Below are 20,338 nucleotides of genomic sequence, written 5' to 3'. Positions count from 1 at the left end.
GGCCTAGAAAGAATGGACTACAAGCTCACCCAGAAGAGCCAGGAAGCGCTCTCGGGTGCCATGCGGCGTGCCGCCGCGGAGGGCAACCCGGAGATCTCTCCGGCTCACCTGCTGACCACGTTGCTCTCCCAGACGGGCGGCACCGCCGTGCCCCTGCTCGAGGCCGTCGGCGCCGACTGGCGCACGCTGCGGGCCCGGGCGGAGGAGCTGCTCGCGGCGCTGCCCAAGGCGCAGGGCGCGACGGTGGGAGCGCCGTCGAGCTCCCGCCAGCTCCTCACGGTGATGAACACCGCCGCCCAGCACGCCAACCGGCTCGAAGACCTCTACGTCTCGACCGAGCACCTGCTGGTCGGCCTGGCCGCCGACGGCGGCCAGGCGGCCGAGCTGCTCAAGTCGCAGGGCGCGACGCCGCAGGCGCTGCTCGACGCGTTCGAGAAGGTACGCGGCCACGCCCGCGTCACCAGCGAGACCCCTGAAGACACCTACCAGGCGCTGCAGAAGTACGGCGTCGACCTGACCGAGCGGGCCCGTGCCGGCCAGCTCGACCCGGTCATCGGCCGCGACTCCGAGATCCGCCGCGTCGTCCAGGTGCTCAGCCGGCGCACCAAGAACAACCCCGTGCTCATCGGCGAGCCCGGCGTCGGCAAGACCGCGGTGGTCGAGGGCCTGGCCCAGCGCATCGTGGCCGGCGACGTGCCGGAGTCGCTGCGCAACAAGCGGCTGATCTCGCTCGATCTGGGCGCGATGGTGGCCGGCGCGAAATACCGCGGCGAGTTCGAGGAGCGGCTCAAGGCCGTGCTCTCCGAGATCAAGGAGAGCAACGGGCAGATCGTGACGTTCATCGACGAGCTGCACACCGTCGTCGGCGCGGGCGCCGCCGAGGGCGCGATGGACGCGGGCAACATGCTCAAGCCGATGCTGGCCCGCGGCGAGCTGCGCATGATCGGCGCGACCACGCTCGACGAATACCGCGAGCGCATCGAGAAGGACCCCGCGCTCGAGCGGCGCTTCCAGCAGGTCTACGTGGGCGAGCCCACGGTCGAGGACACCATCGCGATCCTGCGCGGGCTGAAGAGCCGCTACGAGGCCCACCACCAGGTGCAGATCGCCGACAGCGCGCTGGTGGCCGCCGCCGCGCTGTCCGACCGCTACATCACCAGCCGCTTCCTCCCCGACAAGGCCATCGACCTGGTCGACGAGGCCGCCTCGCGGCTGCGCATGGAGATCGACTCCCGTCCCGTGGAGATCGACCAGCTCCAGCGCGGCGTCGACCGGCTCAAGATGGAGGAGCTGGCTCTGTCCAAGGAGACCGACGAGGCCTCCGTCCAGCGGCTCGAACGCCTCCGCCAGGAGCTGGCCGACCGCCAGGAGGAGCTCAACGCCCTCGTCGGCCGCTGGGAGCACGAGAAGGCCGGGCTCAACAAGGTCGGCGAGCTGAAGAAGCAGCTCGACGAGGCGCGCGGCGCCGCCGAACGGGCGCAGCGCGACGGCGACTTCGAGAGCGCGTCCAGGCTCATGTACGCCGAGGTGCCCAGGCTGGAGCAGGCGCTGAAGGCCGCCTCCGACGCCGCGCCCCCGGACAACGCCATGGTCAAGGAGGAGGTGGGCGCCGACGACATCGCCGAGGTGATCTCGTCGTGGACCGGCATCCCCGCCGGGCGCCTCCTGGAGGCCGAGACGGCCAAGCTGCTGCGCATGGAGCAGGAGCTGGGCAGGCGGCTGATCGGGCAGCAGCAGGCCGTACAGGCCGTTTCCGACGCCGTACGCCGGAGCCGGGCCGGCATCGCCGACATTGACCGGCCGACGGGCTCGTTCCTCTTCCTCGGGCCCACGGGCGTGGGCAAGACCGAGCTGGCCAAGGCGCTGGCGGAGTTCCTGTTCGACGACGAACGGGCGATGGCCCGGATCGACATGAGCGAATACTCCGAGAAGCACAGCGTGGCCAGGCTCGTCGGCGCGCCTCCCGGCTACGTCGGCTACGAGGAGGGCGGCCAGCTCACCGAGGCCGTCAGGCGGCGCCCGTACACCGTCGTGCTGCTGGACGAGGTGGAGAAGGCCCACCCCGAGGTCTTCGACATCCTCCTCCAGGTGCTCGACGACGGGCGGCTGACCGACGGGCAGGGGCGCACGGTCGACTTCCGCAACACGATCCTGATCCTCACCTCCAACATCGGGTCGCAGTTCCTCATCGACCCCAAGCTGGAGAACGGCGCCAAGCGCGAGGCCGTCATGACGGCGGTGCGGAGCTCGTTCAAGCCGGAGTTCCTCAACCGGCTCGACGAGGTGATCCTCTTCGACGCGCTGGGCACGGAGGAGCTGGCGCAGATCGTCGACCTGCAGGTCGAGCGGCTGGCGCGGCGCCTGGCCGACCGCCGGCTGACGCTGGAGGTCACGGCCGCGGCCCGCGAGTGGCTGGCGTTGACGGGCTACGACCCGCTGTACGGCGCCCGCCCGTTGCGCCGCCTGGTCCAGTCGGCCATCGGCGACAAGCTGGCCAAGGCGGTGCTGTCGGGGGAGGTCGTGGACGGCGACAAGGTCAAGGTCGAGCTCGGGGACGACGAGCTGCTCATCCAGCGCGCCTGACCACGCATCGGGAGCCCGGGGACCCACGCGGTCTCCGGGCTCCGGCGTGTCATGGCTCGGTCATCCCTGCTGGTCTTCAGTAAGGTCCGGCCCACTCTTCGGACAAGCCGCACTCTCGCGGCCGGATGTGTGACTACGTTCAGCGTTCGTCAGATCACCGAACTCGATCAGGGGACCTGAAGTGTCATCTCAGAAGATCCGGAGCATCATCGCGGTGGCGACGCTGGCCGCGGGCGTCACCTGGCTCGCCGCGGCCCCCTCGGCGGCGGACTCCTGCACGGGCCTTTCCACCTCGTCCTGCGGTAAGAGCGCCGCGAATGACGGCGGGCTCGGCAGCGGCCGGATGGTCACCGACGAGAGCGACAAGCTGGCCATGGCGGTCGGCGCGATGGCCGCGCAGCTCGGCCTGACCGGGCTCGCGACCGCGCGCGAGGCGCTGGGCGCGGCCGACATGGGCGGGGTGGCGGCGACCTGGGGCATGCCCTCCCCGGCGCTGCTCCCCAAGATCCCCGGAACGGTCGACATGCAGGATCTGTCGACCATGGCCCGGGTCCCCGCGCTGCCCGCCCTCCCCCAGGTGCCGCCGAGGCCGCTGGAGGCCAAGCTGCCCGAGATCTCGCTCGGGGACTCCCCCTACCGCAACCGAGTCGCGGGCTCCGGCATTCAGCCGCAGACGAATCTGGGGCAGCCGGTGGAGGAGGTCAGGGCCGAGGTGGTCGACGTCCTGCTGCCCAAGACGGTGAAGAGCCTCAACGACGCCTCGGTGCTGGCGGGCGGCGAGACCACGGTGGCGGGTTTCTCCGGGCTGGTGCCGGAGCTGGGGCTGCGCTGAGCCACCTTGCCCGGGCGCGGACCGTGCCTGCCGCGCCCGGCATTCCCTAACCGAAGAGGCCGCGGCCACCCGCGGCCGCGGCCTCTTCGCCCTGACGCCTCTCGTCGCCGTCCCCGCCGCGACCGCGACTTGCACGTCGCACCACCGCCGCGCACCGTCGCACCACCGCCGCGCACCATCGCACCACCGCCGCCGCACGCCGCCGGTCACCGCCCGGGTGGCCGAGCCGCTACGAGAGCGGGCCACCATGAGAGCAGTGCGCCTTGGGGCGGTGCGCCCGGGAGACGTGTCCGTCCCGAGACCGCCCGCCACGACACCGGCCGCCATGAGACTGACTCCCTCTCAGGTCAGAGGGCCCGTCTCGTTGGCAGCCGCGCCGGGCCAGGGAGCCGGGCGGGTCAGGAACCGGGACCCGGGCGGGTCAGTGGACGAGCTCGTCCAACTCGTCCTCAGGGAGCCCGAGGTCGACCCGGATGCGGTAGCGGGTGCGTAGGACCGCCACCTGCTCAGGATCGTTCTCGTCGCATCCCAGGACCGCCTGGGTGGCCCAGTCGAGCCCTCCCTGGAGGTCCCCGTAGGCGACCAGCGTCTCGGCGATCGTGTGAGCGGTCGCCGTGGAGACGCCGCCCTCCGCGCGTATCGTCTCGATGACCTCCCTCGCCTCATCGGCCCTGTCCAGCTCGAAGAGCGTGTCCGCGATGCCGGCACGCGGGTCGAAGCCCGCCTCGCCGCCGTCCTCGACCGCGAGCTGGAAACACTCCATAGCGCGCGCCGGCTGGCCGGCCGCTCGCCACTCCTCGGCGGCGAGGACCAGGATGGACGCCCGGGAGACGTCGCCGGACGAGTATCCGAGCGCGACGTCGTATAGCCGACTGGCCAGGGAACTGTGGTCGTCGGCCAGTAGGGCCTGCTCAAGCAGACGATCAAGGTGCTCTCGGGTCACATGCGCCACACCGCGAGACTACCGAGCCGCCCGGCCCTTTGCCCGGTCAATGCGCATCGCCGGTCAGTCACAAATTCGGTAACCCCACGTCCATTACTGCTCACGATGAGCGTGTCTATGCAGGTTGCAGGGCATATACGACTCGCTTTGCTGCTACGCGAGCAAGGGGGCTGTGATGGGCATGTCCAAGCAGATGACCTTCACACTGGCCTGTGTCGTCGTGTTGTCGGCCCTTGTTCCCGGCGTGGCGGGCTATTTGTCGGCCCGCCTGGAGGCCATCGAAGCAGCCGAGCGCAACCTGCAAGCCCTGGAGGCCCGGCTGCACATCCGTGAGGCAAGAGATACGCACCCCGTCTCGTTCCCCGGGCCATGCCTGCGTACGCCGGCCACCCCGCGGTTCCAGCAAGTGCCCGCGTCCGCACTCGGCGAGTACCGGAGGCACCTGCCGGAGTGGCTGGCCGGGCTGCTCGGGGAAGTCGGGGACGTCGAGCGGGATTAGCGCAGCGACCAGGATTTCAGCTGCCGGGACAGGAAGCCTCGGATCAGCTTTTTCGCCGCTTCGATGATCTCCGGTGAGCCGTCGGGATCGCGGCGGAAGGCCAGCTTGAGCACGGCGTCGCCCGCCTCGACCGCCACCAGCACGGCCAGGTCCAGCTCCGGGCTGTCGGCCAGCCCGAACTCCTTGAGCAGCAGCCCGCGCAGCCGACCCGCGATCACCGTGTTGTTGTCGGAGTCGGAGTCGAGCAGGTTGAGGTCCACGACGTCGCCGAAGCGCAGGCTCCTGAAGCCTGGAACGGTCCTGTGCATGTCGACGTACTCGTCGATGATCGCGTCGATGGCCTCCCACCAGCCGCGATATTCCTCCGCCAGGAACCGGCGGTCCACCCGGCGGACGAACTCCTCGACGTTGCGCCGGGTGAGCTCCTGGGTGATGGCCCTCTTGTCAGGGAAGAACTGGTAGATCGACCCGATCGCCACGCCGGCCCGCTCGGCTATGCGGGTGGTGGACAGCGCGTCGTATCCGATCTCGTCGAGCAGCTGCGCGCACGCGTCGAGCATCCGCTCCACGCGCCGGGCGCTGCGGCGCTGCGCCGGCTGCCGCCTGAGTGCTTTGGGCTGGGCGCAATCATCATCTATTTGCGGCGAGGACACGGTTTCATCTTCTCCCGTGTGGACGATCCTTACCTCCCGATTCCTCGATTTCTCATGATCCCGCTCCATCGCGCGAGCCCGCGCATCGCCGCCGGCGAAATCCGGGATAGGGCATATCCGATTTTCCCTTCCAGGTTGACCGGAACAACCGCTTGATTTCTGTGTACGGCCCGCAGAATGTGGGCGGCCACCCGCTCGGCCGGATACCCGCGCCGCGCCAGCCCCCGCACGGCCGCCTCGCGCACGTCAGGACCCACGTACGTGGCGTTGCTCGCGATCGGCGTGGAGACGAACCCCGGGCAGATGACGCTGACCCCGATCCCGTGCCCGGCCAGCTCGGCTCTGAGGCAGTCGCTGAGCATCTTCACGGCCGCTTTGGAGACCGAGTACGCCGGCAACAGCCGCGACGGCGCGAACGCGGCCAGAGAGGCGACGTTGACGATGTGCCCACCCTTGCCGCGCTCGACCATGGCGGCGCCGAACAGCCGGCACCCGTGGATGACACCCCACAGATTGACGTCGACGGTCCTGCGCCAGTCGTCCACCGTATGATCAAGAAATGGCCCGGCGACGGCGATCCCCGCATTGTTCACCACAATGTCCGGCACGCCATATTCGGAGATGATATTTCGCGAAAAATCTTCCATTTGATCGCTATTGGAGACGTCGACCTGCGCCGCGTGCCCCGTACCCCCGAGGTCCTTGGCAACGGCGCCGGCAGCCCGCGCCGCGGCGTCGGCGTCGATGTCCGCGCACACCACCTCGGCTCCGTGGGCCGCGAACGCCCGCGCGGTCGCCAGCCCGATCCCGGACCCCGCCCCCGTGACGACCACCAGCCGCCCCTCGAAGGCCGCACCTGACTCAACCCGCCGCATCGCGACCCCCTATTGGACGCCCAGTCCAGCAGCACTGTCCAGCAGCATAGATCGATCAGGGGCGCGCGGCCAGCCTGGCGCAGGTGCGCAGCGCCTTCCAGTCCGTTATGGCCTGCGTCCGCGCGGGTCCCGTCATCGGGACGGGAATGCCGCCCTGGATGGTGGCCGGGGTCCAGCTGTCCTTCAGCACCTTCCGCCCGTTGATGGTCAGCGTCAGCACGCCGGTCCTGCCGGTGGTGCCGGGGGTGGAGTTGTAGAAGACGAAGTTGCCCATGCCGTAGTTGACGTACGCTTTGCCGAGATATCCGGACCCGAGCAGGATGTGCGCGTGTCCGCCGACCACCACGTCGGCGCCCGCCTGGACCAGCTTGGGGGCCAGCGAGAGCTGTGCCGGGTTCGGGCACTTCTGCATCTCGGTGCCCCAGTGCAGGTGGACGATCACGGTGTCCGAGTTCTTGCGTGCCTGCCGTACCGCCCGCAGCAGGCCGGCCTCGTCCTTGGCCGAGGCGAGCCCGCCCTTGTCCGCGGTGGCCGTCCACGCCTGGATGAACTCGTCGTCGAGCACCTGAGTGGCCCCGATGATCGCCACCCGGTTCCCGTTCACGATCTTGCGGTACGGCTTGTACGCCTGCGCCGCGTCCTTCCCGATCCCCACCACCGGGAACCTGCTGCGCCTGATGGCCGCCAGCGAGTCAGCCAGCCCGGTCTCCATGTAGTCCATGCCGTGGTTGTTGGCCATGGACGCGACATCGACCCCGGCGGCTTTCAACGCGCCGAACGCGGTCGGCGGCGCCCTGAACGTGAACTGCTTCCCCGGCGCGGGCGTCCCCCCTGTGGTGATCGCCGTCTCGAGGTTCACCATCGCTAAGTCGGCCTTGCGCAGCACGCCGGCGATCGGCCCGAGCGCCGTGGCCGGATTGGACAGCCGCGCCCGCAACCCTCCCTCGAAGTGCACGTCCCCGCCGAAGGCGATCGTGTACGGTCGCCGCTCCCGCGTCGGCTTGGCCGACGGCGACGCCGCCGCCTGTTGATCCACCTGTTTGCTCTGCGGCTCCTTCTCGGGTGCCGAGGAGCAGGCCGCCAGCGACACGGCGACAGCGAACAACGGGAGGGCACGGGGGAATCTCATCTGCCGCCACTTCCGCTCGAATCCTGTCATTCAGGGATCGAGCATGCCATGAAGGGCGGATTACCGCGCAGGCGGTTACTTATCCATCAATCTACGCATTGCATCACGAGTCCGGTCGTCCATCGGCGTGTAGACGATCAGCCGGACCTCGGGGACGGCCGTCAGGCTGGTCGTGCTGAAGCGCAGCTCCCCCACCTCCACGTGCTTGAACGCCTTCTCCCTCGGCCCGGGCTCGGCCACGTCCTGCCTGGCCCACAGCCGCGCGAACTCCGCGCTCTCCGCGCTGAGCCGGCGTACGAAGTCCTGCCAGCACGGGTCGTCCGCGTGGCGGCTGTACGCGCCCCTGAAGACGGCCACAGCCCGGGCCAGCTCCGGGTCGCGGTTGAGCAGCAAGGTCGTGGGATCGGGATTGAGGCACGTGTACCAGAGCGAGTTGCGCTCGCCCTCCGGCGCGTCGACCAGCTCAGGGAAGAGGGCGGCGTAGGCGGCGTTCCATGCCAGGGCGTCGCACCGGCTGTTGGCCACGACGGCAGGCATGTCGCCGAGCCGGTCGAGGATCTGCCGCATCTCGGGCGTCACGTGCCCCGCGTCGCCGCCGGCCGTCTCCGCGTGCCCCGCCAGCCGGTAGAGATGCTGCCGCTCGGCGCTGTCGAGCCGCAGCGTGCGGGCGACGGCGTCCAGCACCTGGGTGCTGGCGTTGATCGGGCGGCCCTGCTCCAGCCACGTGTACCAGGTCACGCCCACGCCCGCGAGCTGGGCGACCTCCTCGCGCCGAAGACCGGGGGTCCGCCTGCGCGGACCGGGCGCGAGGTCGACCATCTCCGGGGTGATCCGCTCGCGACGAGTACGCAGGAACGCCGACAGATCGGTGCGCCTTGCTTCTGTCACGCTCATACCTCCACACTATGGAGCGAGCGGCAGATCTTATCCAGTTACCGCCAGTACCAGTATAAATGGGCTCTCGTTACTGGTACTGAATTCCCGGCAGACTGCTCCACATGACGCAAACTGCCGCTATCACCCCTTCTGCGGCCACAAAGCCGCCAGAAAGGGCCGGAGCCAGCGGCCTGCTCCTTGCGATCATCCTCGTGGGGCAGTTCCTGGCCATCCTGAACGTCAACATCGTCAACGTGGCCACCCCGACCATCGAGGCCGACCTGCACTCTTCGGGCGCCGGGCTGCAGATGATCGTGGCCGGATACACCATTGTCTATGCCGTCCTGCTCATCACCGGAGCCCGGATCGGCGACCTGTTCGGCTACCGCAACGCTTTCCTGGGCGGGCTCGCGTTCTTCACCGTCACCACGCTCGGCGCGGGTCTGGCTCCCTCGACGGGCTGGCTGGTGGCCGCCCGCCTGCTGCAGGGCGCCGGGGCGGCGATGATGATGCCGCAGGTCCTGACGTTGATCCAGCGTAACTACCAGGGCGCGGCCAGAGGCCGGGCGATCGGCCTGTGGTCGCTGGTGATCAGTGGTGGCATCGTGATCGGCCAAGCGCTCGGCGGGATCCTGCTGGGCATGGGCGCGGGCTGGCGGATCGTGTTCCTGGTGCTGGTCCCGATCGGCGCGCTGCTGCTGGGTGCCGGTCTGAAGGTGCTGCCGGCCGACGAGGGCGGCGGCAGGACGGGCCTCGACCCGTGGGGCCTGGTGACGCTGTCTGCCGCCGTGCTCCTGCTCGTGGTGCCGATGGTGCTGGGCCGCGAGCTCGGGTGGCCGCTGTGGGGCTGGATCTCGATGGCGCTGAGCGTGGTGACGTTCGCGGCGTTCGTCCGCATCGAGCGGTGGGTGACCGCACGTGGCGGGCGTCCGCTGGTGGACGCCCGGGTGCTGCGCGCGCCCGGCATGCGGCCGGGGCTGGCGATCCTGCTGTTCGGCCCGGCGACCTGGGGCGCGTTCCTGTTCACCTCTGCTCTGCACCTGCAGGGCGAGCTGCACCTGACGCCGCTGGCCTCCGGCATGATGCTGGTGCCGTGCGCGCTGGCCTTCGGCCTCGTCGGGCTGGGCTGGCCGAAGCTGCCGGTGCGCCTGCAGCGCCCGCTGGTGCCCTTCGGCTACGTGGTGGCCGCGCCCGCCTACCTGGGCCTCGGGCTCGCCGCCGGGGGCGGTCTCCCGTACGCGATCATGAGCGCCCTCGTCGGCGCCGGGCTCGGCGTGCAGGTCGCGGTGACCAACATGGCGACCGAGCAGGTGGACGGCGCGTACGCGGCGGACGCGAGTGGCGCGCTGCTCACCGTGATGCAGCTCGGGCAGGTCATCGGCGTCTCCACGGTGGGAACGCTGTTCATCACGCTGAGCCAGGGCCACGGCACGGTCTCCGCCTCCCTGATGGCCTCCATCGCCATGGCCGGCCTGGCCGTGATCGCGGGGCTGAGCTCGATCTTCCTCGTCCGGCGCCGCGTACCGGCACGTGCCTGAACGGCGCGTCCCCATTCACGGGGAGCACGGAATAATCCGTGGGCCGTCGATTTCTATTTCCACGTCATACGACGCGCCTGGCACCGTGTTCAAAAACCGCGCGATCTGGAGCAGGCAGCAATTTTACGAGTCACGGTCGGGGAGAATCCATTTTTCATACCGGTGCGACCTCTTCGGTAACGGCCCTGGTCGACTTGCTGGCACAAGACACCAGGGCCGTTCGTCACGCGGTGACCGCTAGTGTGTCCGCATCAAATTCACCCTCGCGGACCCCGGCGGTGAAGGCGGCCCACTCTGCCGGGGTGAAGACCAGGACGGGTCCGTCCTGGTCCTTGCTGTCCCTCAGCGCGACGTTGCCGTCGGCCAAGGGGGCAACCTCAACGCACGTCGATGCGCCGTTGCAGAAAGTGCTCTTCCGCCAGGCTGCCGTCGTAGTGTGGTCGTACATTTTCTCCCCAAATGCGCAAAGGGGCTCCATTGCCCCTTTTGAGGTTTCGTCGCTAACGTCGCCATAGCATGGCTTTCCGTTGGATGAGGACTCGCGATTCGTCCTCATCCAAGGCTTCCGATCGGATGTTATCGAAAGCCGTCTCGTATCCAGCCACTCGTTCGAGGTCTTCGACGAAGTTAGCAGTATACAACTGTTCCAGGTACACAACATCATCAAATGCGGCAAACTTAAGATGGATAAACGCACCGGTGTTTACCGGATGAAGTGCGTCCAGTGTGAGGACTTGGACACTGACGTGCGGCAGAAGTGAGATCTCCAGGAGATGCTCCATCTGCTCGCGCATCACCGCCGGTTCGCCGAACCTTCGCATCAGCGCCGACTCGTCGAGCACCACGCTCATGGCGCACGCGTCGGTCCTGTGGAGCACGCGCTGCTGCCTGTCGAGCCGAGCCTCGACCCGGCTCCTGACACCGCTGTGCGTGATGCGCGAGATGCCGCGAGTCGCCAGGATCACCTCTCTGGCGTAGTCCTCGGTCTGCAGCAGGCCGGGCACGACCTGGGGTTCCCAGTTGCGCTGATGCGTGGCCTCTGCCTCCAGCCCGAGGAATCTTGTGTACTCCTCAGGCAGGGCGTCTTCGTAATCTTCCCACCACCCCCGCTGCTCCGCGTCCCGCAACAGGCCGAAGAGCTCGTCAAGTTTTGGTCCATCGAGGCGGTAGAGCTCCGCCATGGCCTTGATGTCGTCGGCGCTCGGCATGGTCTTGGCCGCCTCGATCCGGCTGACCTTGCTCGGGGACCAGCCGAGCTCCTTGGCCGCCCTGGCCCCGGTGAGCGCCCTTCGCTCCCGGAGAAGGCGCAGCTCCTGGCCTAGCCGGAGCCTGCGTACTGTCGGACTGCCCTGCTGCGATGGCACCGTCCACTCTCCTTGTCGGGATGAAGATGTGGCGGGAAGGGGGCGTTTAGGGCCCGGCTTTCTGGGGTCGTTCGCGCCCAATCTTACACTGCAAGTTGCACGTGGCGTGTCGCACAGCCTTGCCCAGAAGGCTTTCACGGGTAGAGCCTAGGGGCAAGATGAACTCCAGGCAGGGGTGGGTGAAGGCGGAACTTCTCCCGTCGCCAGCCGACACGACAGTTCCGGTGCAAGTTGCACGGCAAGCGTGAAGAAAATTAAATCTTCCCTTGCTGAATGTATTGCAGCATCGCTCACCTCGGGGGACGATCGGTTCCAGGAGGGTTCTCGGGTGCGAGGAGGCCGCGGATGACGACACGGCCGTACGCATCGGGCCTTCCGTCGATGATTGCGCGGTCCCGCGCGGGCCGCCTCGCCGGCAACGTCGCCGTCCCGGAAACGAAACTCTGCGCCAGGGAGGCCACTTGCCGGAAGGATTTCAGAATCGCCTGAAGAACTCAGCGACAGTCCGCTCATTCGAGCACGAAAAAACCGGGCCGCGGCTGATCACCAGCACACCGCATTTGGGCTGCCACCCTGCGGTGATGCCGGTCATCAGCCGTCGGACCGGCGAAGAAGCCACCTCTGAAAATGCCGCGAAAGGGGTCTTCTACATGTACTCACAAGGTACCAAGGGACTCGCCCGAATCAAGTCCCGGATCCGGGAACTCATCGCGTGGACCGATCGCGAAATCTGCATGGAGCCGGATGAGTTCGCGCACCACATCGGCTGGACCGTGACCAGGACGGGGTTCGGCTCCCGGCGCTACCGCGACCCACGCTTCGACCAGCTCAGCGTGCCACACCGCGTGACAGAGGAGGTGTCCTGACGTGCCGAGGAACCCGCGCAACCGGATCTACCCCGCCGGCGAGGACCTTCCCGGCGCCGGGCGCGGCGGGCCGCTGGTCCGGCTCTGGCGCCTCCGTACCGAGCTGATGCTGCTCTCCGCGCTGGCGCTACTGACGCTGACTCTGTACGGCGCCACGCAGGAGGGCCGGTGGTGGCCGTTCGTCCTGCTGTCGAGCGCCGTCTCGGTGCCGGCTGCCACCAGGACGGGGCGCAACTGGGTGGCCGCCCACTTCTGGTGCGTGGTCTCCAGGCACCGCCTGCACCGGGTGTGCCTGGAGACCACGATGCACACGAGGGCGGGGCGGATCCCGCTGGTGCTCTGGATCACGCCGACGACCACGGGCGAGAAGGCACTGATCCTGACCAGAGCCGGCATCTGCGCCGAGGAGTTCGAGGCGTACAGCGAGGAGATCGCGGCGGCCTGCTGGGCCAGGAGCGCGAACGTCTACCGGCACCGCCGCCGGGCCCAGTTCGTGATCGTGGAGATCGTCAGGCGCGACGAGGTCCCAGGAGCGGTCTCTCCCGGCCTGGACCGGCTGTACGGCAGACGAGCCTGGGTCTCGGTAAGACCCGATCTCGAGGAGCCGCCTGATCTGCGGGGAAAGGTCGCGCTGCCGCAGGCGGGCTAGGGACCTGGGGGAATCCGGGACATTCCCCTGGGCGGGAAGCCCCGGGGACCGCGGGGGCTCCGGGGCTTCCCCATGTGCCCGGTACGGGCCAAGATGAGTTCATCTGGCGAACTCAGGAGTCGTGATGACGTCGACCGTCCACCGGACTTGTCCCCTCTGCGAGGCAGTCTGCGGCCTCACGCTCACCCTCGACGAGGGCGGGCACGTGACCAGCGTCCGCGGTGACAAGGACGATCCGTTCAGCAAGGGGTTCATCTGCCCGAAGGGCGCCAGCCTCGGCCGGCTCGACGAGGACCCCGACCGGCTGCGCAAGCCGCTGATCAGGGAGGGCGACCTGTGGCGCGAGGTCGGCTGGGAGGAGGCGTTCGCCGCCGTGAAGGCGGGCCTCGACCGGGTCGCCGACCGCCGTTCTGTCGCGGTCTACCTCGGCAACCCGAACGCGCACACCATGGCGGGCGCCCTGTACAGCGCGCCGCTGATCAAGTCGCTCGGCACCCGCAACGTCTACACCGCCAGCACCGCCGACCAGATGCCCAAGCACGTCGCGAGCGGGCTCATGTTCGGGCATCCGCTGACCATCGCGGTCCCCGACCTGGACAGGACCGACTACCTGCTGATGCTGGGGGCCAACCCGCTGGAGTCCAACGGCTCCGTGTGCACGGCGCCCGACTTCCCCGGACGGCTGAAGGCCCTGCGCCGTCGCGGCGGCCGGCTCGTGGTGGTCGACCCGCGCCGCACCCGGACCGCCTCGCTGGCCGACGAGCACGTCTTCGTCCGCCCGGGCACGGACGCCTACCTGCTGTTCGGCATCGTGAATGTGCTGTTCGCCGAGGACCTCGTGACGCTCAGGCACCAGGTCAACGGGCTGGACGAGGTCCGCGAGGCGGCCAAGCACTTCCCGCCGGAGTCGGTCTCCCGGCGCACCGGGGTGCCCGCCGGGGTGATCGTGCGGCTGGCCAGGGAGCTGGCGGGAGCGCGTACGGCGGCCGTCTACGCCAGGATCGGCACCTGCACGGCCGAGTTCGGCACGCTGGCCCAGTGGCTCGTGGACGTACTGAACGTGCTCACCGGCAACCTCGACCGGCCGGGCGGGGCCATGTTCCCCAAGCCCGCGACGGAGCCGGGGGGCCGGCGGCGGCCGTACACAGTCGGAAGGTGGAAGAGCCGCGTCAGGGGGCTGCCCGAGGCCAACGGCGAGCTGCCCGTGGCCACACTGGCCGACGAGATCGAGACGCCTGGCGAGGGGCAGGTCAGGGCGCTGATCACGGTGGCGGGCAACCCCGTGCTGTCGGCGCCCCACGGGGACAGGCTCGACGCGGCCTTCGCCCGGCTCGACTTCATGGTGAGCGTGGACCCGTACCTCAACGAGACCACCAGGCACGCGAACGTCATCCTGCCGCCGCCGCGCATGCTGCAGTCGGGCCACTACGACTTCGCGCTGCTCGGGCTCGCGGTACGCAACTACGCGCGCTACTCACCGCCGCTGCTGCCGCTGGACGGGCAGCCGTCCGAGGCCGAGATCCTGGCCAGGCTGGCCATGATCGCCTCGGGGCTGGAAGGGGACCTGGACGAGTTCGTCATCGGTGAGACGCTGCGCAAGGCCACCGAGACGCCCGGCTCGGGCGTCGAGGGGCGGGACGTGGCCGAGCTGCGCGCCGCGCTGGACGGCGAGACGGGCAGCGAGCACCGGCTCGACCTCATGCTGAGGCTCGGCCCCTACGGCGAGTGGGCCGGCAAGGGCGACCTGTCGCTGCGCAAGCTGCTCGACAACCCGCACGGCCTGGACCTGGGCCCGCTGGAGCCCCGGCTCGGCGAGGTGCTGAAGACCCACTCGGGGCTGATCGAGCTGGCGCCGCCGCAGCTCATCGAGGACGTCGAACGGCTGCGCGGCAAGCTGGCGGAGGAGCCGCCGGAGATCGTCCTGATCGGCCGGCGCCACCTGCGCTCCAACAACAGCTGGCTGCACAACGTCGGCCCGCTGGTCGGCGGCAGCAACACCTGCACGCTGCAGATCAACCCGGCGGACGTGGCCAGGCTCGGGCTGGACGGCGAGGCGGTGGTCCGCTCCGCTACAGGGGAGATCACGGTGCCGCTGGAGCCGACCGACACGATCATGCCGGGCGTGGTCAGCCTGCCGCACGGATGGGGGCACGCGGGCAGCGCGCAGAGCGTGGCCGCCGAGCACGCCGGAGTCAGCGTCAACACACTCACGGACGAATCCGCCATCGACGTTCCAAGTGGTAACGCGGTGTTCAACGGAGTTCCGGTCACGATTTCACCAACTGGGGTGATCATCGCACATTAAGGTGTCGCGCGTGACTATCGCGCCAGAAGAGGACCGCCTGAACGCCCAGATCGCCTTCGCCATCGAGATCGACAAGTTGAAGCGGATCATCCGCCGGAACCACCTGATAGACGGCTCGCGGCGGGAGAACACCGCTGAGCACTCCTGGTATGTGGGCACGCTGGCGATGGTCCTCGGTGAGCATGCCCCGCCGGGGACCGATCTCCAGCGGGTTGTCGCCATGTTGCTGGTGCACGACCTGGTCGAGATCGACGCCGGTGACACGTTCATCTACGACCCGGTGGAGGTGGCCGCGCAGGCGGAGGCCGAGCGCGCCGCCGCCGACCGCATTTTCGGCCTGCTGCCCCCCGACCAGGGCATGTGGGTGCGGGAGCTCTGGGACGAGTTCGAGGCCAGGAAGACACCGGAGGCCAAATTCGCCAAGGCACTCGACCGCTTCGCCCCGATCCTGGCCAACCACCACACCGAGGGCGGCACGTGGCCGCTGTTCAAGGTCAAGGCCGCCCAGGTCAGGGAGAAGGTGCGGATCATCGAGGAGGGCTCGCCGTCGCTCGGCGCGTACGCCCTGGAGCTGGTCGAACTCTCCGTGGCCAGGGGCCACCTGTCCGAGTGATCCCCACATGGGCGGGGTAGGGGACTTGTCGTGAAAGAGGAAGTGCGAGCGAAACGTCGGCAGCTGCGGGGTCTTGCCGGACCGGTCGCCCTCGCCGATCAGCTCGAGAAGACCAAGACCTTCGACACGCCAGTTAGAGTCCTGGCCAAGGCCGTGCGCCAGCGCATCCGCCCGGGGCTGCTACGCGACCTGCTGCACGGCGTCCCCATGGGCAGCCCGCTGCACCCGCCGCTGGCCAATATCAGCCTGGGCTGCTGGCTCTCGGCGGCCGTGCTCGACGTGGCCGAGGGCGACACCAAGGCCACGCGAGTGCTGCTGGCCACGGGTATCGCCAACGCGCTGCCGACGGCGGCGGCAGGGCTGACCGACTGGTCCTCTCTCCACCGCGAGCAGCAGCGGGTGGGTTTTGTCCACATGCTGTCCAACCTGACCGCGCTCGGCCTGTTCTCCGCCTCCTTGCTGGCCCGGGTACGGGGGCGCGAGCGGGCGGGCCGCGCCCTGACCCTGGCCGGGCTCGGGATGGCCGGGCTCGGCGGCTATCTCGGCGGCCACATGGCCTACCGGCAGGCGGCCGGGGCCAATCACGCCCCGCAGATCTCCCACCTGGTGCCGCTGGGCTGGCACGACCTGTGCCTGCTCAAGGACCTGCCGGACGGGCGCCCCGTGGCGCGGCGGCTCGGCTACATCCAGCTCTTCGTACTGCGCCAGGGTGAGGCCGTGACCGTGCTCGCCGACCGCTGCCCCCACCTGGCCGGTCCGCTGCACCAGGGCAGGCTGGTCATCGAGAACGGGGAGGCGTGCGTGGTCTGCCCGTGGCACGGCAGCACGTTCAGGCTGGACGACGGCTCTGTGCGGCACGGTCCCGCGACCGCGCCCGCGCCCATGTTCGAGACGCGGATCCGGCGTGACGGCACGATCCAGGTACGGCCCGGCTTGACCTGAAGTTCGCTTGAGGTTTTACCGTCGGCCCATGAGCACAATTCTTGTGACCGGCGCGACCGGCAACGTCGGCAGGCATGTGGTTTCCCAGCTCGCGCAGGCGGGGCTGGAGGTGCGGGCGCTCGTCAGGGACCCGGAGCGCGCGCGGTTGCCGGAACGGGCCGAGGTGGTACGCGGCGACCTGACCGCGCCAGAGACGCTGGAACCCGCGCTGAAAGACGTGGAAAGCGTGTTCCTGCTCTGGCCGTCCTTCACGGCAGACCATGCGGCGGAGGTGGTCGCGGCCGTCGCCGGGCACGCGCGGCGCGTGGTGTATCTGTCGGCGAACGTGCCGGACGAGCCGGTGATGCACTACCACGAGATCGAGCGGCTGATCCGGCATTCGGGGCTGGGCTGGACGTTCCTGCGACCCGGCGGCTTCGCGACCAACACGCTGGGCTGGGCGGACCAGATCAGACAGGGCGTGGTGCGCTGGCCGTACGGGCAGGCCGCGAGGTCCTTGATCCACGAGAGGGACATCGCGGCGGTGGCCGTGCACGTGCTCACCTCGGCGGGCCACAACGGCGCCACGTACGTGCTCAGCGGCCCCGAGCAGCTGACCCAGGCCGAGCAGGTACGCGTGATCGGCGAGGCGGTCGGGCGCGAGGTGCGCTGGGAGGAGCTGCCGGTGGACGTGGCCCGCGAGCAGCTCCTTGCGGCCTGGGGCGACGCGGGCTTCGTGGACGGCGCGCTGAAGGCGTGGGCGGGCCTCGTGACGGCTCCTGAGCAGGTCACCGACACCGTGGAGCGGCTGCTCGGCAGGCCCGCGCTGACCTTCGGGGAGTGGGCGCGGGACCACGCCGCCGACTTCAGTTGACCTCGCCCGCGGGGTGCTCCACGAGGGCGAGGATGCGGCTGGACATGAACCTGGCCGTGCGCACCGGCGTCCCGCCGCGGGTGACCTCGCTCACCTCGACGAGCCCCCGCCGGGTGGTCACCTCGACCCGCCGGCCGGCGCGGGTGGCCCTGATCTCGTAAGTACGCGGTGTTCCACCGGCATCGATGACGATCTCCACCCGATCACCCTTCATGTACAGATTCATACCCATATGAATCGGGAATTATCCGTACACCAGTGCGAAAATTGCCGCGACACCCACACAGACGATGACCCCTCGCAGCAGGGGCGCCGGGATGCGCCGGCCCAGCCTGGCGCCCAGGAACCCGCCCGCCACCGCCCCCAGCGCGACCCCGGCCACGGCCGGCCAATCCACGTGCGCGACCAGCACGAACAGCACCGCGGCCACGGCGTTCACGATCAGCGCGAGCACGTTCTTGGCGGCGTTCACCCGCTGGAGGTGGTCGTCGAGGAAGCTGCCGAGCAGCCCGATCAGCAGCACGCCCTGGGCCGCCCCGAAGTATCCGCCGTAGACGCCCGCGGCCAGCACCCCGAGCCACAGCGCCACACCCCCGTGGGGGTGCGCGTGCTCGCGCCGCCCGGCCAGCCACCGGTTCAGCATGGGCTGCACCAGGACCAGCACGCAGGCCAGCGCGATCAGCGCGACGACGACCACGCGGAACACGGCGGGATCCAGGAACAGCAGCAGGATCCCGCCGATCAGCGCCCCGAGTCCCGAGGCCAGGCCCAGCCGCAGCAGGCGCTCGCGCTGCCCCTCGAGCTCGGGACGGTAGCCGTGCGCGGCCGTGAACGAGCCCGGCACGAGGCCGATGGTGTTGGAGACGTTGGCGGTGACGGGATCGACGCCCACGGCGATCAGCGTGGGGAAGGTGATCAGCGAGCCGGACCCGACGACGGCGTTGATCGCACCCGCCGCCACACCGGCCGCCCAGACCGCGGCCAGCTCCCACCCCGTCACGAACCCTCCTTACGTGTCCGGGCTCTTGGGGGGTGTGAAGAGGCCGCCGAGGTTCTCCAGGACCTTGCCCATCTCCGACGGGACGATCCAGATCTTATTGGCGTCGCCCTTGGCGATCTCGGGCAGGGTCTGCAGGTACTGGTAGGCGAGCAGCTGCTGGTCCGGCCTTCCCTCGTGGATGGCCCTGAAGACCATGCCGATCGCGTCCGCCTGGCCCTTGGCACGCATGGCCTGGGCCTCGGCCTCCGCCTGGGCGCGCAGCACGGCCGCCTCCGCCTCGCCGCGGGCCCGCAGCACCGAGGCCTGCTTCTCGCCCTCCGCCTGCAGGATCGCCGCCTGGCGCTGCCCCTCGGCGGTCAGCACGGCGGCGCGCTTGTCGCGGTCGGCGCGCATCTGCTTCTCCATCGAGTCCTGGATGGAGGCGGGCGGGTCGATGGCCTTGAGCTCGACCCGGTTGACGCGGATGCCCCACTTGCCGGTCGCCTCGTCGAGCACGCCGCGCAGCGCGGTGTTGATGTCCTCGCGCGAGGTCAGCGTGCGCTCCAGGTCCATGCCGCCGACCACGTTGCGCAGCGTCGTGACCGTGAGCTGCTCGACGCCGACCAGGAAGTTCGCGATCTCGTACGTGGCCGCCTTCGGATTGGTCACCTGGAAGTAGATGACGGTGTCGATGGACACGACGAGGTTGTCGGAGGTGATGACCGGCTGCGGCGGGAACGACACCACCTGCTCCCGCAGGTCGATCATGTCCTTGATGCGGTCGATGAACGGCACCACGAGGTTGAGCCCCGGGCTCAGCGTCCTGTGGTAGCGGCCGAGCCGCTCGATGATGGCGGCCGTGGCCTGCGGGATGATGCGCACAGTGCGGGCCACCCCGAAGCCCACCGCCGCGACCACGACTAGGGCGACGATGAGCTGCTCGACGGACATGGCGACGCTCCGAAGTCGAGGGAACCGACTCCGTAGATCCTATTTCGTTTCAGCCCAGGGCGGCTTTTATATGCATAAATGGTGATCTAGTAGGCGCGGGCGTACCAGCGGCCCTCGGCGCTGCGCTCCAGCGAGAGCGGCACCCCGAACGTCTGCGAGAGGTTGTCGGGCGTCATCACGTGCTCCAGCGGACCCTGAGCCACCACCGAGCCGTGCCGCAGCAGCAGCCCGTGCGTGAACCCGCTCGGCACCTCCTCGACGTGGTGCGTCACCAGCACGAGCGTCGGCGAGCGGTAGTCGCCCGCCAGCACCGACAGCCGGCGCACCAGGTCTTCGCGACCGCCCAGGTCGAGCCCGGCTGCGGGCTCGTCGAGCAGGAGCATCTCGGGGTCGGGCATGAGCGCGCGGGCGATCTGCACCCGCTTGCGCTCCCCCTCCGACAGCGTCCCGAACCGCCGCCTGATCAGGTGGGCCGCGCCCATCATGTCGATCAGCTCGACGGCCCTGGTCACGTCGTTGGAGTCGTACTCCTCCGTCCAGCGGCCCATGATGCCGTACGAGGCCGTCAGCACCAGGTCGATGACCTTCTCCTCGGGCGGGATGCGCTCGGCCAGCGCGGCGCTCGCCAGCCCGATCCGCGGCCGCAGGTCGAACACGTCCGCCTGCCCGAGCCGCTCCCCGAGAACCTCGACCAATCCTTCGCTCGGATACAACAACGTGCCCGCGACCTGCAGCAACGTGGTCTTGCCCGCACCGTTGGGCCCGACGACGACCCATCGTTCGTCCGCGTTGACCGTCCAGTCGATGCCGCGCAGCAGGGCGGCTCCGTCGCGCCTGACGGCGACGTCCTGTAGCCGCAGCACCTGACCACCCATCCCCGATACCTCC

General features: G+C 69.3%; 21 protein-coding genes. 10 read left to right on the top strand and 11 right to left on the bottom strand.

Features of this window, described 5'->3' with window-relative positions; genetic code table 11:
* Positions 1 to 12: 12 nt before the first annotated feature.
* Together clpB and ACIBVN_RS33820 are read left to right on the top strand one after the other, a co-directional pair.
* Entirely contained in the window at positions 13 to 2,583 is a 2,571-nt protein-coding gene (gene clpB / locus ACIBVN_RS33825; protein WP_397143412.1) for an ATP-dependent chaperone ClpB, read from the top strand.
* Between the two features lie 181 nt (positions 2,584 to 2,764).
* Entirely contained in the window at positions 2,765 to 3,415 is a 651-nt protein-coding gene (locus ACIBVN_RS33820; RefSeq protein ID WP_397143410.1) for a hypothetical protein, read from the top strand.
* 421 nt (positions 3,416 to 3,836) lie between these two features.
* Here the strand turns inward: ACIBVN_RS33820 and ACIBVN_RS33815 are convergent, their stop codons facing one another.
* Complete coding sequence (locus ACIBVN_RS33815; protein WP_397143408.1) at positions 3,837 to 4,367, bottom strand: hypothetical protein; 531 nt, start codon at positions 4,365 to 4,367, stop codon at positions 3,837 to 3,839.
* Between the two features lie 172 nt (positions 4,368 to 4,539).
* Here ACIBVN_RS33815 and ACIBVN_RS33810 point away from each other — a divergent pair, with 172 nt between their 5' ends.
* Positions 4,540 to 4,857 carry a hypothetical protein gene (locus ACIBVN_RS33810; protein ID WP_397143406.1) on the top strand — a complete coding sequence of 106 codons (318 nt, stop codon included), beginning with the start codon at positions 4,540 to 4,542 and terminating at the stop codon, positions 4,855 to 4,857.
* On the opposite strand, the gene ACIBVN_RS33805 is transcribed toward ACIBVN_RS33810, so the two are convergent.
* From ACIBVN_RS33805 to ACIBVN_RS33790, 4 genes are all read right to left on the bottom strand, one after another.
* Entirely contained in the window at positions 4,854 to 5,510 is a 657-nt protein-coding gene (locus ACIBVN_RS33805) for a TetR family transcriptional regulator (protein ID WP_397143404.1), read from the bottom strand. The genes ACIBVN_RS33810 and ACIBVN_RS33805 overlap by 4 nt on opposite strands.
* A 29-nt stretch (positions 5,511 to 5,539) precedes the next feature.
* Positions 5,540 to 6,385: an SDR family NAD(P)-dependent oxidoreductase gene (locus ACIBVN_RS33800; RefSeq protein ID WP_397143402.1), complete on the bottom strand. Its 846-nt coding sequence runs from the start codon at positions 6,383 to 6,385 to the stop codon at positions 5,540 to 5,542.
* Positions 6,386 to 6,440: 55 nt separating this feature from the next.
* On the bottom strand, positions 6,441 to 7,514 hold the full coding sequence (locus tag ACIBVN_RS33795; RefSeq protein ID WP_397143400.1) for a CapA family protein: 1,074 nt from the start codon (positions 7,512 to 7,514) through the stop codon (positions 6,441 to 6,443).
* A gap of 75 nt (positions 7,515 to 7,589) precedes the next feature.
* A complete protein-coding gene (locus ACIBVN_RS33790; RefSeq protein ID WP_397143399.1) occupies positions 7,590 to 8,408 on the bottom strand; it encodes a helix-turn-helix transcriptional regulator in 819 nt (272 codons plus the stop codon).
* Between the two features lie 104 nt (positions 8,409 to 8,512).
* Here ACIBVN_RS33790 and ACIBVN_RS33785 point away from each other — a divergent pair, with 104 nt between their 5' ends.
* The gene (locus tag ACIBVN_RS33785; protein WP_397143397.1) at positions 8,513 to 9,928 is read left to right on the top strand and encodes an MFS transporter; all 1,416 of its coding nucleotides are present in this window, start codon (positions 8,513 to 8,515) and stop codon (positions 9,926 to 9,928) included.
* A gap of 223 nt (positions 9,929 to 10,151) precedes the next feature.
* On the opposite strand, the gene ACIBVN_RS33780 is transcribed toward ACIBVN_RS33785, so the two are convergent.
* Together ACIBVN_RS33780 and ACIBVN_RS33775 are read right to left on the bottom strand one after the other, a co-directional pair.
* Positions 10,152 to 10,376 (bottom strand): DUF397 domain-containing protein, encoded by a 225-nt coding sequence (locus ACIBVN_RS33780; RefSeq protein ID WP_397143395.1) that lies wholly within the window; start codon positions 10,374 to 10,376, stop codon positions 10,152 to 10,154.
* Positions 10,377 to 10,428: 52 nt separating this feature from the next.
* A complete protein-coding gene (locus ACIBVN_RS33775; RefSeq protein ID WP_397143393.1) occupies positions 10,429 to 11,292 on the bottom strand; it encodes a helix-turn-helix domain-containing protein in 864 nt (287 codons plus the stop codon).
* Between the two features lie 461 nt (positions 11,293 to 11,753).
* Here ACIBVN_RS33775 and ACIBVN_RS33770 point away from each other — a divergent pair, with 461 nt between their 5' ends.
* The 6 genes from ACIBVN_RS33770 to ACIBVN_RS33745 all read left to right on the top strand — a co-directional run bounded on the left by ACIBVN_RS33770 (position 11,754) and on the right by ACIBVN_RS33745 (position 17,520).
* The gene (locus tag ACIBVN_RS33770; protein ID WP_397143391.1) at positions 11,754 to 12,158 is read left to right on the top strand and encodes a hypothetical protein; all 405 of its coding nucleotides are present in this window, start codon (positions 11,754 to 11,756) and stop codon (positions 12,156 to 12,158) included.
* Position 12,159: 1 nt separating this feature from the next.
* Positions 12,160 to 12,807 carry a hypothetical protein gene (locus ACIBVN_RS33765; RefSeq protein ID WP_397143389.1) on the top strand — a complete coding sequence of 216 codons (648 nt, stop codon included), beginning with the start codon at positions 12,160 to 12,162 and terminating at the stop codon, positions 12,805 to 12,807.
* A 124-nt stretch (positions 12,808 to 12,931) separates the two neighbouring features.
* Entirely contained in the window at positions 12,932 to 15,112 is a 2,181-nt protein-coding gene (locus ACIBVN_RS33760; protein ID WP_397143388.1) for a molybdopterin-dependent oxidoreductase, read from the top strand.
* 1 nt (position 15,113) lies between these two features.
* Positions 15,114 to 15,725, top strand: a complete 612-nt coding sequence (locus ACIBVN_RS33755; protein WP_397143386.1) for an HD family hydrolase — start codon at positions 15,114 to 15,116, stop codon at positions 15,723 to 15,725.
* Between the two features lie 42 nt (positions 15,726 to 15,767).
* Positions 15,768 to 16,667, top strand: a complete 900-nt coding sequence (locus ACIBVN_RS33750) for a Rieske 2Fe-2S domain-containing protein (RefSeq protein ID WP_397143384.1) — start codon at positions 15,768 to 15,770, stop codon at positions 16,665 to 16,667.
* Between the two features lie 28 nt (positions 16,668 to 16,695).
* Positions 16,696 to 17,520 carry an NAD(P)H-binding protein gene (locus ACIBVN_RS33745; RefSeq protein WP_397143382.1) on the top strand — a complete coding sequence of 275 codons (825 nt, stop codon included), beginning with the start codon at positions 16,696 to 16,698 and terminating at the stop codon, positions 17,518 to 17,520.
* Here ACIBVN_RS33745 and ACIBVN_RS33740 read toward each other — a convergent pair.
* The 4 genes from ACIBVN_RS33740 to ACIBVN_RS33725 all read right to left on the bottom strand — a co-directional run bounded on the left by ACIBVN_RS33740 (position 17,513) and on the right by ACIBVN_RS33725 (position 20,325).
* Positions 17,513 to 17,734, bottom strand: coding sequence for a hypothetical protein (locus ACIBVN_RS33740; protein WP_397143380.1), 222 nt, complete (start codon positions 17,732 to 17,734; stop codon positions 17,513 to 17,515). The two genes, ACIBVN_RS33745 and ACIBVN_RS33740, sit on opposite strands and share 8 nt — an antisense overlap.
* A 30-nt stretch (positions 17,735 to 17,764) precedes the next feature.
* Positions 17,765 to 18,520 carry a sulfite exporter TauE/SafE family protein gene (locus tag ACIBVN_RS33735; protein WP_397143378.1) on the bottom strand — a complete coding sequence of 252 codons (756 nt, stop codon included), beginning with the start codon at positions 18,518 to 18,520 and terminating at the stop codon, positions 17,765 to 17,767.
* A gap of 9 nt (positions 18,521 to 18,529) precedes the next feature.
* Positions 18,530 to 19,450 carry an SPFH domain-containing protein gene (locus ACIBVN_RS33730; RefSeq protein WP_397143376.1) on the bottom strand — a complete coding sequence of 307 codons (921 nt, stop codon included), beginning with the start codon at positions 19,448 to 19,450 and terminating at the stop codon, positions 18,530 to 18,532.
* A gap of 86 nt (positions 19,451 to 19,536) precedes the next feature.
* Positions 19,537 to 20,325, bottom strand: a complete 789-nt coding sequence (locus tag ACIBVN_RS33725; protein ID WP_349452629.1) for an ABC transporter ATP-binding protein — start codon at positions 20,323 to 20,325, stop codon at positions 19,537 to 19,539.
* Positions 20,326 to 20,338: the final 13 nt, after the last annotated feature.

It is taken from the genome of Nonomuraea sp. NPDC049400, from assembly GCF_044466425.1.
Lineage (GTDB): Bacteria > Actinomycetota > Actinomycetes > Streptosporangiales > Streptosporangiaceae > Nonomuraea.
This window is presented reverse-complemented; position numbering and strand designations above follow the sequence as displayed.